The sequence below is a fragment of the Caldicellulosiruptor hydrothermalis 108 genome, assembly GCF_000166355.1.
Lineage (GTDB): Bacteria > Bacillota > Thermoanaerobacteria > Caldicellulosiruptorales > Caldicellulosiruptoraceae > Caldicellulosiruptor > Caldicellulosiruptor hydrothermalis.
Window position 1 is genome coordinate 135,613 of record NC_014652.1, and the last position, 15,046, is coordinate 150,658.

Below are 15,046 nucleotides of genomic sequence, written 5' to 3' on the forward strand. Positions count from 1 at the left end.
TATAACGAGCCAAAAAATGAAGGGGTTGATGAGCACACAATTTGGGGGGATTATTTCTTCTTAGAAGCTTTAGTTAGAATGTCACAATATTGGAACGACGAATACTGGAAATTTTAAAAGGCTTCCTGCAAAGGAGGCCTTTTATAGTTTATAAAAGATTATTCACAATATCCATTAGAGTCTTAGCATTTTTTACTGCATAACCGTTAAAATCGTTGTTAAAATACACGTATATTTCCTCACATGCTTTGGAATATTCTTTTATATCATTTGCCAGGTTTTTAAGATCATCATCTGAGTAACATGATGCAAACATCTCTTTTGGTCCATGTAAGCGGATATATGTAAAGTTTGCAGTTATTATTTTTGCTTTTGGGTAGCGACTTGAGTCTGCAATTACCCATGCAATGTTTTTGTTTTTCAAGATATCATAAATCCCTTCACTGCACCAGCTTTTGTGCCTGAATTCAATTGCAAACTTAAAGTTTTCTTTTCCATCTAGAAATTTCAAAATTCTTCTGAGATTTTCATCTTCAGCTTTAAAACTTGGAGGAAGTTGCAGCAGTATAGGCCCAAGTTTTCCTTTTAATAATTTTATTCTATTTTTGAATTTGTTCCATTCCTCTTCAACTTCACAAAATCTTTTTATATGTGTTATAGTCCTTGGAGCCTTCAAAGAGAAAACAAAACTGTCTGGTGAAGAGCTGTACCAGTTTAAAATAATTTTTTCTTGGGGAAGTCTATAAAAGCTTGAGTTTATTTCAGTTGTTTGAAAGTACGTTGTATAAAACTCAAACCTTTTAGCGGATGGCAGATTTTCTGGGTAAAAAATACCTTTCCAGTGTGAATATGAAAAACCAGATGTGCCGATATAAATTTTTGCTCTGCACATGATACTCTTTTCACCCTCCATTTGCTGGTGATAAAATAAACTACTTTGTGATATAAACCTCATCCCATGTATGAAAATTATCTTTTATTACAGTATCATTAATGTTGCTTTTATCAACACCGATAGGGTCAATAAAAAAAGTTGGAACATTTTTGTAGCCATTGTTGAGCATAGAAGTAGGTTTTAAAGGTTTGTTTTTGATTAATTTGTCAACTATGTCAAGCGTGAGGTCGACAAGTTTGTCGATGGGCTTGTATACAGTCATGAGCTGAGTGCCTTTGACAATTCTTTGACAGGCAGAAATGTCTGCATCCTGTCCCGTAACAGGCACACTGCCTGCAAGCCTCTTTTCAGAAAGTGCCATGATTGCACCTTCAGCAAGAGAATCATTCGAAGCCAAAACCGCATCAATTCTTTTACCCTCTTCTAAAAGGTTATTAACATAGTTATAAGCATACTCTTTTCGCCAATTGTAACAGTATTTTTCTAAGATGTTGTTAATTTGCTTTTTCTGAATAAATGAATCTAACACTTTGTGATAGCCTTCCTTTATCATCTGAACATTGTAATCTCCGGGGTCGCCAAGCAAAAAAACGTAATTTCCGCGAGGAACGGTTTTTAAAAGCCATTTGGCCATCAGTTCCCCTACTTTGTAGTTGTTAAATGAAACATACACATCAATATCACTATTTTTTACAAGCCTGTCGTAGCTTATAACCTTGATTCCTCTTTTTTTGGCTAGATTAATAGCGCTGCTGCACTTTTCATAGTTGTTAGGAACAATAATCAAAATATTGATATTTTTGCTCAGAAGATATTTTACCTGATTAATCTGCTCAACATCATTTTCGTTTGCGTTCACCCATTCAACCTCATAACCTCTCTCATGTGCCTTGGCAATCAAGATGTCCCTGTCTTTGAACCATCTTTCCTCCTTTAATGTGCCCATTGCAAAACCAATTCTAACTTTTGATGGCTTTAATACTTGCTGTTCGTTTTTACTAATATTTGGCCAATAAACTATAAAGATTGTTACAGCTGTTGCAAATAAAATTAGGGTAAAGATGAAGAAAACTTTTTTCATTCTACTTTTTTTGACCACTTTTTTACTTCTATAAATGTGATTCATATAATCATCCCTCTTTTTAAATTAAATTGGATTTGCCTCACTTGGTAAGTTTCTATATGCCGAGGGCGTCACGCCTATGAACTTTTTAAAAGCCTTGATGAAATAGTTTGGGTCAGAAAAACCCACTGCAAAAGATATTTCCTTTATACTCTTTGACGAATTTTTTAAAAGCTGGCAAGCCTTTTGAATCCTGAGTTTTGTGAGGTATGTTTTAAAGCTTACACCTGTATATTTCTTGAAAAGTTTGCTAAAATAATATGGGTTAAAATTAAATGCTGCGCTTATTTGAGAAAGTGTAATTTCTTGATTGTAGTTTTGGTTTATAAACTCTATTGCCTTGTTAATAGAATCATTATTTATAATCTGCTCATGCTTTATCTTTGCTTTGCTAAAAAGTGTTAGCACAGCTTTTTTAAAAATCTCAACAATTTGTTCAGAAGAAGCATTTAGAATTTGTGCAATAAGTTTTTCTACATCTATAGACTCATCGCTGTTTGCAACACCAATCTCAAGCAAAAGCATTATGATAAGTTTTATCACCTTATATTTTAAGTTATTTTCTCCAAAAAGCTCAATATAAAGCCTGCAAAGTTGGTTTATATAGTTTTCTATCATAGGGATTTGTGTTGGGTTATTGATAGAATGAATTAGCTTTGCTTCTAAGTTTTCGGTCAAAAGAAGAAGATGTTCATTTTCTTCATTTTCTTCGGGTGAGTCCAAATCAAGTGTTGAATAATATGCTTCCCAGAACGCATTTTCATAACCTTCATCTAAGTAATAAAAATCGCTAAATCCTATTTTGATATCGTTCCAGTATGGTTTTTGCTTCAAGATTTCTTGGACTTTTTCTTTTAAAACCTCAGCCTCTTTCTGAGAAGAAGCAGGGAAGAAACATATTAAGTATTCTCCCATACCTATTGAGATTAAAGCCTTGTGCTCAAATGATATTCTTATGTCTTTTCGAATATTATCCAATTCTTTGAAACTTGAAACAAAGTCGCTTTTATCTTTGGGTGCTAAAACCATTAAAAATCCACTTTTTAGATTGATTCCAAAAATTTTTTCATATTGATTCACATCCACTATATCAAAAGCATTCTTGAAGATGAGCGTGGGTATAAAACTGTTTTCAAGTAAATTCCTCATAACAATTAGCTGGGCGTTTTTTTCTATATTTTCTTTTGTCTTTGCCAAGATGCTATTTACATGGGCTATTGCAGATTGCACTGTTGAGATTATATCTTCGATTGAATACGGTTTTAAAATGTATGCAAAAGCTTTTTCTTTTATTGCTTTTTTAGCAAATTCAAATTTGTCATAAGCAGAGACTATAATAAATAAAGGAAAGTCGGAATTTCTCATTTTTCTGAACTCTTCAATTAGTTCAAGTCCGTCTAAATCTGGCATTTTGATATCAATAAAAGCAATATGGTAAGAATAAAAAAGCAAATTCTCAAGTGCTTCTCTGCCAGATGTAAAAGTAGAAATTTCAATGTCTTCCTTTAAATTATTTTCGAGAATAAATTTTATGGAATCAACGACTATCTTTTCATCGTCAGCAATCAATATTTTATAAGTCATATACTGTTCACCTCTTGTTTTGGAAGCTTTGAAATATCTGTTATAAACGGTACTTTTATTGTTACTGTTGTTCCACCCTCAGCATTTGATTTTATATAAAGAGGGTTTTCTATGTTATAAAAATACGAAAGACGTTTTGCAATGTTGCTAAGCCCTATTCCTGTTGTTTTGTTGTCTTCAAATGAAAAGTTCTTCAAATCTTCGAGTACTTCTTTTTCAATACCTGTACCATTATCAGAAACCTCAATTATTGCTTGGTTTTCAACCTTCTTTGCTAAAATCTTTATAATTCCATTTTCTCTTTCTTTAAAACCATGAATAATAGCATTTTCTACAAGCGGCTGTAGTATCATGCAAGGCATCAAAAGTAGCTTTGTTTCACTTTCCACCTCTATTTCTAATTTTATTCTGTCACCAAATCTCATGCGATATATAAACATGTAATTGTTAACATTTTCTATCTCCTCTTCAAGCTTTACAACTCTGTTTATATTGTGAACAACATATCTTAAGTAATTTGAGGTTCTTAGCAAAATCGCATACGTCTGCTTTGCATTTTCAAACATGGCTATCTGAAGTATGGTATTGAGGGTATTAAAGAGAAAATGAGGGTTTATTTGAGCTTGCAGATTTTTAAGTTCTGCCTCCTGCAAAGCTTGCTTGTATTTTATAGCCTCAATCTTTTGCTGGGCATACATTCTTTCAAGGTCAGCTTTTTCTTCAAGTTTTTTCACCATGTCTTTGATGTTTGAAATCATGTTAGAAAAAGACTGGTACAAAACTGCAACCTCATCATTTGCAGAATATTGAGGAAGCTGGGCTTCTAAATTGCCATGTGCTATCTTGTTTGCAACTTTTGAAAGATTAATAATTGGCGTTGTAAAGGTATTGCTGAACACAATGCTCAGCACAGATGCAAATAAAGTCCATATAAGGATTACCAAGGTATTGATTCTTCGGATGGAATTTAACTGTCTTTGCGCCTTGTGATGTATCTCCATTGTGAATTTTATCTTTTGTTCACTAAATTTTTCAAGGTAGAGGTTGAGAAATTTAGAAAAGTCAATATACTCAGAATATGTCTTGGATAGTGGCAAATTACCTTTCTTGTAAATTACAAGCCGTTCAGTGAGCTTGCTCAAATACTCAAAGATTGTAATTAAGTTTGTATAGTATAAATACTCTTCTTTTGTAAGGATTTTACTTTCAAGGACTGTTAATTTTTCGTCTATTGAATTGAGCGAGCCATATACAGAGAGCATAGAGTCAGAATCGCCCGAAATTAGGTATCGCTGTAGGTTTGAATTTAAAGAAGATATATCTTGTTTTGTGACGTTGATGGTATTTATAGTCTCAAAAGTTTCATTGACTAAGCTTACAATGTAGCTGTTGTTATATTGGATTAAGATGTCTATCGCCAGCAAAGATAAAATAATAATAAAGAAAAATGCCAAGAGCTTGCTTTGAACAGAAAAAAACTTCATTTTTAATCACCTTTATTCAATAACTTTAAAGTTTGTAGAGATGTAAGAAGAAGCATGGCCAAACTTTTTCCAGCTAAGTATTGCTTCACACAACTTTTGAGCAATCAGCTCTCCATTGTCGTTTATAATTCCGTTTATTATCTTTTCCTTTACATATTTTTGAAGCTTCTGATTTGTTCCAGCACCAATTACAACAAACTGGTCAAGCTTGTTAAAGGTTATGATGTTTTGAGCAATGGTGAGTGTGTCTGTTTCACTTCCTATATAGATTACATTGAATTTTTGTTTATCCTCTAAAATAAGCTGTCTTGCAACTTCTTCAGATGGAAATGCAGGGTATTCAAAGTTAAAGTTCTTTATGCCTATCTCTTTTATTCCTTTAGATTTCAAAAAGTCTGTGAGTCCTTTTACCTCAAGAGCTCCACCAATTGTCGTGTAAAACGGATTTACGATGGCAATTTTTAGACTGCTGGGTATATTCTTTTTTTCATTAAAAACCTTATATATAATCTTTCCAGCTATTTTACCTTTATAGTAATAATCAATGCCCACAAAAACATCTTCATATCTGAAAAGCATATCGTTAAATAGAGATACAATGAAAACATTGCTGCTTTTTATAGTAGACAAAACCTGAGCAATATCCTTGGAATTATATATATTGCACATAACGATAGCATCAGGTTTTGTCACAGTTGCAAGTTTTAAAAGTTTGTACGCCTCTGATGAGGTATTATAAAAAACAATATCAGTAATAATTCCTTGTTTTTCTGATATATCTTTGTACTGATCCAAAAACCAGTCCCAGTAGGTTTGGTTTTGTGGCAATATCATCATGATACGAACCGAGTTTTTAAAATTTGCCTTTTTGTCAGAGGTATTTATAAATCTTATGTTGTAAATATCATACAGTGCAATTGCTATAAATATAATTACACTGAAAAATACCATGATTCTAAAACTCAAGTTTTGCAATCTTTTTTTCATCTTTGATTTTTGCCTCCCTCAAAAACCATTATAGCATTTTCATATAAAGCACCCTATAGTAATTTTTTGATTTCAAAAAAGTGCTATTCATTTTGCAAAGTAAATTTAATAATTCCACCAACACGTCAAAAAATAATAGTGTATTTGAAAATGTTTATTGTTAAAATGATATTGCAAATCAAACAAAAAAATTTAAGAGGGAGGTTGAATTGTAATGAAAAAGTCACTATTAAGAATTGTTGCCATTTTTGTTGCGATAGCTTTTGTGGTTGGTATTGGCTTTGCAGTTGTTCCAAAGTATGCAAACGCAAAATCCTCTAAAAAGCAGATTAAAATTGGTTTATCTCTTGCAACATTGCAGGAGGAAAGATGGCACAAAGACAGAGACGAGTTTGTAAAAGCAGCAACAAAGCTTGGTGCAAAAGTTTTGGTTCAAGCTGCTAACATGGACGACGTAAAACAAAAAGAACAATGTGAAAATCTTATAAGCCAAGGTGTAGATGTTCTTGTTATAGTTCCAAACAACGCAGAAGTTTTCACATCTATCATTGAAGAAGCTCACAAGGCAAAAATACCAGTAATTTCATACGACAGATTAATTAAAAACGCAAATGTTGACCTTTACATCTCGTTTGACAATGTAAAAGTTGGTGAACTTCAGGGTAAGTATTTGACATCAAAGGTTCCAAAGGGCAATTACTTTGTATTCAGAGGTGCTCCAACAGACAACAACGCAACACTCTTCTACCAAGGTGCTATGAAATATATCCAGCCTCTTGTAAAGAGCGGCAAAGTAAAAGTTCTCTTTGACCAGCCAGTAAAAGACTGGAAACCAGAAGAGGCTTTAAGACTTTGTGAAAATGCACTCACTGCAGCAAAGAACAACGTTCAAGGAATCTTGGCACCAAACGATGGAACAGCAGGTGGAATTATTCAGGCTCTCAAAGCTCAGGGACTTGCAGGAAAGGTTGTTGTAACTGGCCAGGATGCTGATCTTGCAGCTGTTAAGAGAATTGTTGAGGGAACACAGACAATGACAGTGTTCAAAGATGTAAGACTTCTTGCAAAGAAAGCTGCTGAGGTTGCAGTTGAGCTTGCAAAAGGCAAGAAGGTTTCTCAGCTCAAAGATGTAAATGGCAAGGTTTACAACGGAAAACTCAATGTTCCATCAATACTTTTGACACCTGTTGCTGTTGATAAGTCTAACATCGACAAGGTATTGATTCAGAGCGGTTGGTTTACAAAAGAACAGGTTTATGGAAAGAAGTAATCTGAAGTTTCAGCTATAAAGCTTGGCTGATTTTCTGGGAAGGGGTGGGCTTTTGCCCCTTCTCAGAATTTAATTTTGAAGGGGTGAAGGTGGTATTAAAAGATGAGCGAATATATTCTTGAGATGGTGCACATAACAAAAGAATTTCCAGGTGTCAGAGCGCTTGATGATGTAACTTTTAGGGTCAAAAAAGGTGAAATCCACGCTCTTGTTGGCGAAAATGGTGCAGGAAAATCCACTTTGATGAAGATTTTAAGCGGTGTGTATCCGTATGGAACATATTCAGGCGATATCTTTATCGAGGGCAAAAAACAGCATTTTAGAAATATTAAAGACAGCGAACATGCAGGTGTTGCAATTATCTACCAAGAACTTACTCTTGTAAAAGGCATGACTGTTGGCGAAAATATCTTTCTTGGCAGAGAGCCTGTTGTAAACGGGATCATAAACTGGAATAAGGTCTATGCTGATTCTAAAAAACTTTTTGAAAAGCTAAACATTGAGATAGATGTTTATGAAAAAGTTGAAAATTTAGGAATAGGTCAGCAGCAGATGGTTGAGATTGCAAAGGCTATTTCAAAAGATAGCAAGATTTTAATTCTTGATGAACCAACAGCAGCATTAACAGAGAGTGAAACAAGGCAGCTTTTCAGAATTTTAAAAGACCTCAAAAACCACGGGGTTACTTGCATATATATCTCTCACAGGCTTGAAGAAATCTTTGAGATAGCAGACACAGTAACAGTTTTAAGAGATGGTAAAACAATTTCAACAGACCCAATCTCACAGCTCACAGAAGATGAGATAATAAAAAGAATGGTTGGGCGAGAGCTTACACAGAGGTATCCAAAAGTACCGCACAAAGCAAAAAGAACAATTATGGAAGTTAGAAACTTTTCTGTCTATGACAAAGACAATCCAGAAAAGAAAATTATTGATAATGTAAGCTTTGAGATAAAAGAAGGAGAAGTTTTGGGTATTTCAGGTCTTATGGGGGCTGGCAGAACAGAGCTTTTTATGAGCATATTTGGTGCATATCCAGGAAGAAAAGAAGGAGAAATCTGGCTTGAAGGAAAGAAAATAAGTATAAATAGCCCCAGAGAGGCAATTGAACATGGGATATGCTATCTTTCAGAAGACAGAAAACGATATGGGCTTGTGCTCATGATGGATATAAAGGACAACATTTTGCTTCCGAACTACCAGAAGTTTGCAAACGGAGGGATAATAAATATTCCAAAGTCGCTCAGCACAGCTTTGGATTATGTTGGCAAGCTCAGAATTAAAATAGCTTCACCTTTCCAGCAGGTTATGAATTTAAGCGGTGGTAACCAGCAAAAGGTCATCATAGCTAAATGGCTTTTGGCAAATCCAAAGATTTTGATTTTGGATGAGCCGACAAGAGGTATTGACGTTGGTGCAAAGTATGAGATTTATAACCTTATGAACCAGTTTGTTGACCAGGGTGTTGGAATAGTTATGATTTCATCAGAACTTCCTGAGATTTTGGGTATGTCAGATAGAATCCTTGTTATGCAAAAGGGCAAAATTGCAGGGGAGCTCATGGCCGAGGAGGCAACTCAAGAAAAGATTATGACTTTGGCAACAGGAGGAAGATAGGGTATGAATTTGAAGAAAAACTTGCGAACTTACACCCTTATCATTGCCATACTTCTTATCTGGACCATATTTACAATACTTACTGATGGGAATTTTCTGACACCGAGAAATCTTTCAATGCTTGCAAGACAGATGGCAATTACAGCCCTTGTTGCAATAGGAATGGTATTTGTTATTGTTGCAGGGCACATTGACCTGTCAGTTGGTTCTGTTGTTGGATTTACAGGCGCAATTGCTGGTGTTTTGCAGGTGTGGAATGGGTGGTCAACTCCTGCTACAGTTATTGCAGTTTTGATAGTTGGTATTATAATTGGTATATGGCAAGGATATTGGGTTGCATACAGGGGTGTTCCAGCATTCATTGTTACTCTGGCAGGAATGCTTGTGTTCAGAGGAGGTGTGCTTTTAGCAAGCAAGGGTATCACAATATCGCCTTTTAAAGATAGTTTTAGATTTATCGGGCAAGGATATTTGAATAAAGCTTTGAGCATTGCATTTGGTGCTGTTTTAATTGTTGGATATTTGCTTTTAACAATTAGCCAAAGAAATAGAAGGAAAAAATACAACTTGGAAGTATTGCCAATGGGCTTGGAGATTGCAAAAGCTGCAGTTGTAATTGCTCTTATTGTTGCATTTACGGGCGTTATGATAAGCTATGAGGGAATTTCTATTCCTGTTCTGATACTTGTTGTGTTTACAATCCTGCTAACATTTGTTTCTCAGAACACAACATTTGGAAAGTATGTGTATGCAATAGGTGGTAACAAAGAAGCAGCAAGTCTTTCGGGTATCAATATTAAAAATGTTACAATGAAGATATTCATTTTGATGGGATTCTTGTCAGCACTGGCTGGAATTGTTTTAACATCAAGACTTGACGCTGCAACATCTGGTGCTGGAACAAATATGGAACTTGATGCAATTGCTGCTGCAATCCTTGGTGGAACAAGCACCCTTGGCGGTGAAGGGACAGTTCCGGGTGCTATCATAGGTGCGCTTATTATGGCAAGCATTGACAACGGTATGAGCCTTTTGAACTTGGAATATTCATACCAGCTGATTGTAAAAGGTCTTGTACTTGTATTTGCTGTATGGCTTGACATTATGTCAAGAAAGAAAGCTTAAAATATTAATTTTTCAGAGGGCCATAGCTTCAAACGGGTATTTTTATGTTACTTAAGAGAAATATTTTAAAGTGTTTGAAAGCTATGGCCTTTAAGCCTTTTAAAAGCGATTTAATAATCGATACTTAATATCTAAAGTATATTTAAGAAAGGTGGCTGTTTATGAAATCATGGGAAAGACTTAGGGCAAATTCTTTAAATAAGATATTCAAAAAAGGTAGCCTTGCTCAGAAACTAAGTGTTTTTGTATTAGTTTTATTGCTGATTCCAATAACAATTATTGATATTTTTTCTGTGTCGAAAGCAGTAAATTCGGTGATAAGCGAAAGCAAAAAGTCGTATTTGATTGCGACAAACTCAACAGCACAGTATTTTCAAATCTTATTTGAGACAGCCAAAAACGCTGCAATTCAGATTATGTCAAATGACAGCATACAATCTTTTTGCACAGGAGAAAGCCAAAATCTAAAGGACGAAAATGAAAAGGCAAAAATAGCCCAAGATGCAAAAAATATTATTGCAAATCTTGTAGTTACATCTGAAATGTTCTCTGGTGCGTACATATTAACAAATAGACAAACTTCATTGATGTTTCCACCTTTAGTTTTAGATTATTTTGATTTTCAGAAAATAGAAAATTCAAAATGGTACAAAACGATTACGGATTCGGCAGGATATGTTTTGATTGATTCTCATAGAGAAAACTTTGATGAGGTTGCTGAAAATAACAACAGTCAGATTCCTGCTTATGCATGTTCAATTGGATTTCAATTTAGAGATTTGAAAACTAACCAGATAAAAGGCGTAATGCTTTTGGATATAAAGGAAGAGTGGCTAAGAGAAAAGCTTCAATCTACAGAACTCTCAAAGCAAGGCGTGACAACAATTGGCATTTTAGCTGGCGGCAAGATAGTACTTCCATTAGATTGGGAAAACAAAATGAATCAAAAGCTAAAACCAAACGAAAGATTTGTACAAAAAGTTTTATCTCAGGTTGAGGCTGGCAAAAAAGAAGGGGCTTTTGAAACAGTTTATCAGCAAAAACCATATCTTATAACTTTTTCAAAAACTCAGTATTTTGACTGGACTGTAGTGGGTATGATACCGGTTAGTGCAATAGTAAAAAGTGCACGCAGTATGGAAAGCGTAATTATATTACTTACAGTTGTATTTACATTAATTGCTATTGTGTTTGGCATCATCTTTGCTCTAAAAATAGTAAAGGATATTGAAAAAATAACCGATGTTATGGCGATAGCAGAAAAAGGCGACTTAACAAATACCATTAATATAAGGCGCAGTGATGAGATAGGGAGTCTTTCACGAAGCTTTAACAATATGACCAAGAACATTAAAAAACTTATAGAAAAGGGTGTAAATTTGACACAGCAGGTAACATCCTCAATGGCATCTCTTACAACAATAGCAAGTGAAACGTCGGCTGCTTCAAACGAAATAGCACGAGCAATTCAAGAGATCGCTGAGGGTGCAGGCAATCAGGCAAAAGAAGCTACAAATGTTTCTGAAATAGTATCACAGTTTGGTCAGAAAATAGAATCTATTGTTTATTCAATAGAACAAATAAATAAACTTTCAAAAGATGTATTTGAGCTTTCAGAAGATGGCTCCGATGCTGTAAAAAGCTTAGATAAAGCAACCGTTGACACTGTAAATATTACAGATTCAATGATAAGAACAATAAATCAATTGACCGATTATTCAAAATCAATTGGGAAAATAATTAGTCTTTTGGGTAGCATATCTGAGCAGACAAAACTGCTTGCACTTAATGCATCAATAGAGGCAGCAAAGGCGGGTGAGGCAGGAAGAGGCTTTGCAGTTGTTGCGAGCGAAATTCGCAAACTTGCTGATATGTCAAAAGAATCAACGCGCGAAGTTGATGAGATAATAAAGAAAATAATAAATCAAACAAAAGAAGCACAGGAGATAGCAGACAAAGTGGAACTTGTTATAAATAATCAAAACACAGCTGTTGAGACTGTCACAGGTGCGTTTGGTAAAATAAAGTCTGCAATTGAAGAATTATTCGAAAAAGTAGAAAGTATAAATAAATTAATCTTATCAATAGACAAAGAGAAAACATCTATAATTGAAAGTATAGAAAATATTTCAGCTATTTCTCAAGAAACTGCAGCCTCAACCCAAGAAGTTTCAGCATCAACTGAAGAACAATTAGCTGCAATTGAAGAACTAAAAGCCATGATTGAAAGACTAAATATTTTAGCCCAAGACCTGTATCAGGCAATGCAGGTGTTTAAGGTTTGAAAAATGGAGCAGGCATGTACTCTTAAAAACAGTGCCTGCTCTTATTTATGAAAAGATTATATGATTTGTTTTTATTTTCCGAATATCTCTTCATATGAATGATAATTATCTTTGATAATAAGATTTATGTTATTTTTTGTAACAGCAACAGGCTCAACCAAATATGCCGGAACCATTTTATACCCGTTATTAACAAAATTCTTAGTATAAGGTAATTTATCTTTTTTAATAATCTTTTCAGCAATTTCTATTGTAAGATCAGATAGCTTTTTAATTGGTTTGTATACTGTCATGAGCTGATATCCGTTCACAATTCTTTTGCAAGCACTAAGTTCAGCATCCTGTCCTACAACCGGAATTTTTCCTGCAAGCTTTTTTTCGGCCAAAGCGGAAATGGCTCCTTCTGCTAACGAGTCGTTTTGTGCCAAAATTGCATCAATACGCTTTCCTGCCTGAAGAAGCTTTGCTACATATTCATAGGCATACTCTTTTTTCCATTTGTAACAATAGTCTTCAAGAAGAATATTGATTTTGCCTGAGTTTATATATGGACTCAAGATTTTTCTATATCCCTCTTTTATTTGATAGGCATTATAATCCTTGGGATTTCCTAGAATAAAAACATAGTTACCGGAAGGTGATTGTTGCAGTAAGTATTTTGCCATAATTTCGCCAATCTTTTGATTGTTAAATCCTAGATAGGCATCTATGTTTGCATCTAAGGCTATTCGGTCGTAACATATAACGGGGATGTTTTTCTGGTTTGCAAGTTCAATTGCATTTTTTGCAGAGTCATAACTGCTGGGAACTATAATAAGCAAGTTTATACCTTTTGAAATAAGATATTTAACTTGTTGATATTGGGTCATATCATTTTCGTTTGCGTTAGTCCACTCTACTTCAAAACCTTTCTCTTTTGCAGCATCAATGAGATATTTTCTGTCAAAAAACCATCTTTCTTCTTTTAGTGTACTCATTGCAAATCCAATTTTAAGCGGACGATTAATATTGTTCTTTTTTAAAAAGTGAATATAAGCAAACAAAAAGATGATAATAAATGTCAATGTAATAGCTAATCCAATTATGATTACTTTAAAATTTAATATCTTTTTCATTATTGTTTCCTCACCTTTATTTATTTCTATTATTTCTAACTGAAGCAGGTGTCAAACCCGTGTATTTTTTAAATGCTTTGATAAAATAATTGGGGTCATCAAATCCAATTTCGTATGCTATTTCTTTTATGGGCATATTTGTTTCTGTCAAAAGTTTTTGTGCGTGCTCTATTTTCAGTTTTATTAAGTATTCTTTAAAATTTATACCAACTGATTTTTTGAAGATTTTACTAAAGTAATAAGGACTAATATTTAATACTTGGCTCATTTCTTCTAAAGAGATATTTCTTTTAAAATTGTTTTTAATGTATTCAAGAGCTTGTGAAACTATATTGCTCGAGCTGTATGTTTTTTTTTGTATTGCTGCTTCGCTGATGATTATTTGGATTATTTCAAATGATTTTTGGATTATCTCCATTTCATTGTCAATTGAAATAATATCTTTTAAAAATTTTTCCATTGCATATATGACTTTTGCATTTTCTTTTATGTTAATTTCAATTAATAACTGGATAACAAACAAAATTATCTTGTATCGCGCTTGGTTAATTCCATATGCCAAAGTATATTTTTTTATAAGCTCTGAAATCTGCTGCTGTTTTTGAATAATATTGGTAGTTTTTAAAAGTGAATTTAATAGTCTTTTTTCCATTATTTCAAGCTCCACATATAAATCTGTTGTTTCTTCATTATCTTCAGAGATTATATTACTGTAACTTTCGTAAAATGCTTCTTCAAAGTCATCGTAAAGATTACATAAGTTGCTCAAACCTATTTGTATTTCAGTATCTGTTTTAGATTTGATTATCTTTTTTAGTTTATCTTTTAAAACTTCTTTGTAAGTCTCACTTTCGGCTGAAAATATACACAAAAGTGAGCTTGGAGATAAAAAAGATACGATGCATTTGTTTGAGAAAGCTGATTTAATTTCAGTTTTAAGTTCACTTAAAATGTCTATATTATTTAAAGAATTTTCCTGCTCTACCTTCAAAATTGCAACAATACCGTACTGAAGGTTTTGAATTTCAAGGAACTGTTCTAATTGTCTTAAGTTAAAATCTGAAAATAGTTTGTTGTTCAGGATAAAAAATAAAAACCCATTTTCTATTAAAGATTGCATGGCTTTAATTTTTCTTTTCCTCTCCAATTCTTCTTTTTGCTTAGACAAAATGTTGTCAATTTCTTCAAAAGCTTTTTTTGTAATGTTTACAATGTCTGATACCAAGTAGGGCTTTAGTATATAAGAAAAAGCGCCAAGCTCGACCGATTTTCTTGCATATTCAAATTTGTCATGTGCTGAGATAATAATGAAAAGAGGAAAAGGGTCTTTTTTTACTTTTCGGATTTCTTCCATTACTTCTATTCCGCTCATATCTGGCATTTGTATGTCTATAAAAACTACATGATAATTTTCAAACATCAACTTTTGCAGTGCTTCTTCTCCGTCATAAGCTTCGTCAATAGTCATCTGTTCTGAAAAATTCTTTTTTAATATATGCGAAATTGATTCAATTACGATAGACTCGTCATCACATATGAGAATCTTTTTCATTTTTTT

11 protein-coding genes are annotated in these 15,046 nt (G+C 33.7%); 4 read left to right on the plus strand and 7 right to left on the minus strand.

The window, feature by feature from the left end:
• Positions 1 to 148 precede the first annotated feature (148 nt).
• From CALHY_RS00500 to CALHY_RS00520, 5 genes are read right to left on the minus strand one after another with little or no spacing between them, the layout of a single operon-like run.
• Positions 149 to 892, minus strand: a complete 744-nt coding sequence (locus CALHY_RS00500) for a DUF72 domain-containing protein (protein ID WP_013402075.1) — start codon at positions 890 to 892, stop codon at positions 149 to 151.
• Positions 893 to 932: 40 nt separating this feature from the next.
• A complete protein-coding gene (locus CALHY_RS00505; RefSeq protein WP_013402076.1) occupies positions 933 to 2,021 on the minus strand; it encodes a sugar ABC transporter substrate-binding protein in 1,089 nt (362 codons plus the stop codon).
• 21 nt (positions 2,022 to 2,042) lie between these two features.
• Positions 2,043 to 3,602 (minus strand): helix-turn-helix domain-containing protein, encoded by a 1,560-nt coding sequence (locus tag CALHY_RS00510; RefSeq protein WP_013402077.1) that lies wholly within the window; start codon positions 3,600 to 3,602, stop codon positions 2,043 to 2,045.
• Positions 3,599 to 5,086 (minus strand): sensor histidine kinase, encoded by a 1,488-nt coding sequence (locus tag CALHY_RS00515; RefSeq protein ID WP_013402078.1) that lies wholly within the window; start codon positions 5,084 to 5,086, stop codon positions 3,599 to 3,601. The genes CALHY_RS00510 and CALHY_RS00515 overlap by 4 nt, the downstream gene beginning before the upstream one ends.
• 12 nt (positions 5,087 to 5,098) lie before the next feature.
• Positions 5,099 to 6,073, minus strand: a complete 975-nt coding sequence (locus CALHY_RS00520; RefSeq protein ID WP_013402079.1) for a sugar ABC transporter substrate-binding protein — start codon at positions 6,071 to 6,073, stop codon at positions 5,099 to 5,101.
• Positions 6,074 to 6,287: 214 nt separating this feature from the next.
• On the opposite strand from CALHY_RS00520, the gene xylF reads away from it, so the two are divergent.
• From xylF to CALHY_RS00540, 4 genes are all read left to right on the plus strand, one after another.
• Positions 6,288 to 7,343, plus strand: coding sequence for a D-xylose ABC transporter substrate-binding protein (xylF, locus tag CALHY_RS00525; protein WP_013402080.1), 1,056 nt, complete (start codon positions 6,288 to 6,290; stop codon positions 7,341 to 7,343).
• A gap of 102 nt (positions 7,344 to 7,445) precedes the next feature.
• Positions 7,446 to 8,963: a xylose ABC transporter ATP-binding protein gene (locus CALHY_RS00530; RefSeq protein ID WP_013402081.1), complete on the plus strand. Its 1,518-nt coding sequence runs from the start codon at positions 7,446 to 7,448 to the stop codon at positions 8,961 to 8,963.
• 3 nt (positions 8,964 to 8,966) lie between these two features.
• Positions 8,967 to 10,088: a sugar ABC transporter permease gene (locus tag CALHY_RS00535; RefSeq protein WP_013402082.1), complete on the plus strand. Its 1,122-nt coding sequence runs from the start codon at positions 8,967 to 8,969 to the stop codon at positions 10,086 to 10,088.
• Between the two features lie 161 nt (positions 10,089 to 10,249).
• The gene (locus CALHY_RS00540) at positions 10,250 to 12,373 is read left to right on the plus strand and encodes a methyl-accepting chemotaxis protein (protein ID WP_013402083.1); all 2,124 of its coding nucleotides are present in this window, start codon (positions 10,250 to 10,252) and stop codon (positions 12,371 to 12,373) included.
• 71 nt (positions 12,374 to 12,444) lie between these two features.
• Here the strand turns inward: CALHY_RS00540 and CALHY_RS00545 are convergent, their stop codons facing one another.
• Together CALHY_RS00545 and CALHY_RS00550 are read right to left on the minus strand one after the other, a co-directional pair.
• Entirely contained in the window at positions 12,445 to 13,488 is a 1,044-nt protein-coding gene (locus tag CALHY_RS00545) for a sugar ABC transporter substrate-binding protein (RefSeq protein WP_013402084.1), read from the minus strand.
• A 16-nt stretch (positions 13,489 to 13,504) separates the two neighbouring features.
• Positions 13,505 to 15,040, minus strand: coding sequence for a response regulator transcription factor (locus CALHY_RS00550; protein ID WP_013402085.1), 1,536 nt, complete (start codon positions 15,038 to 15,040; stop codon positions 13,505 to 13,507).
• Between the last annotated feature and the right edge of the window lie 6 nt (positions 15,041 to 15,046).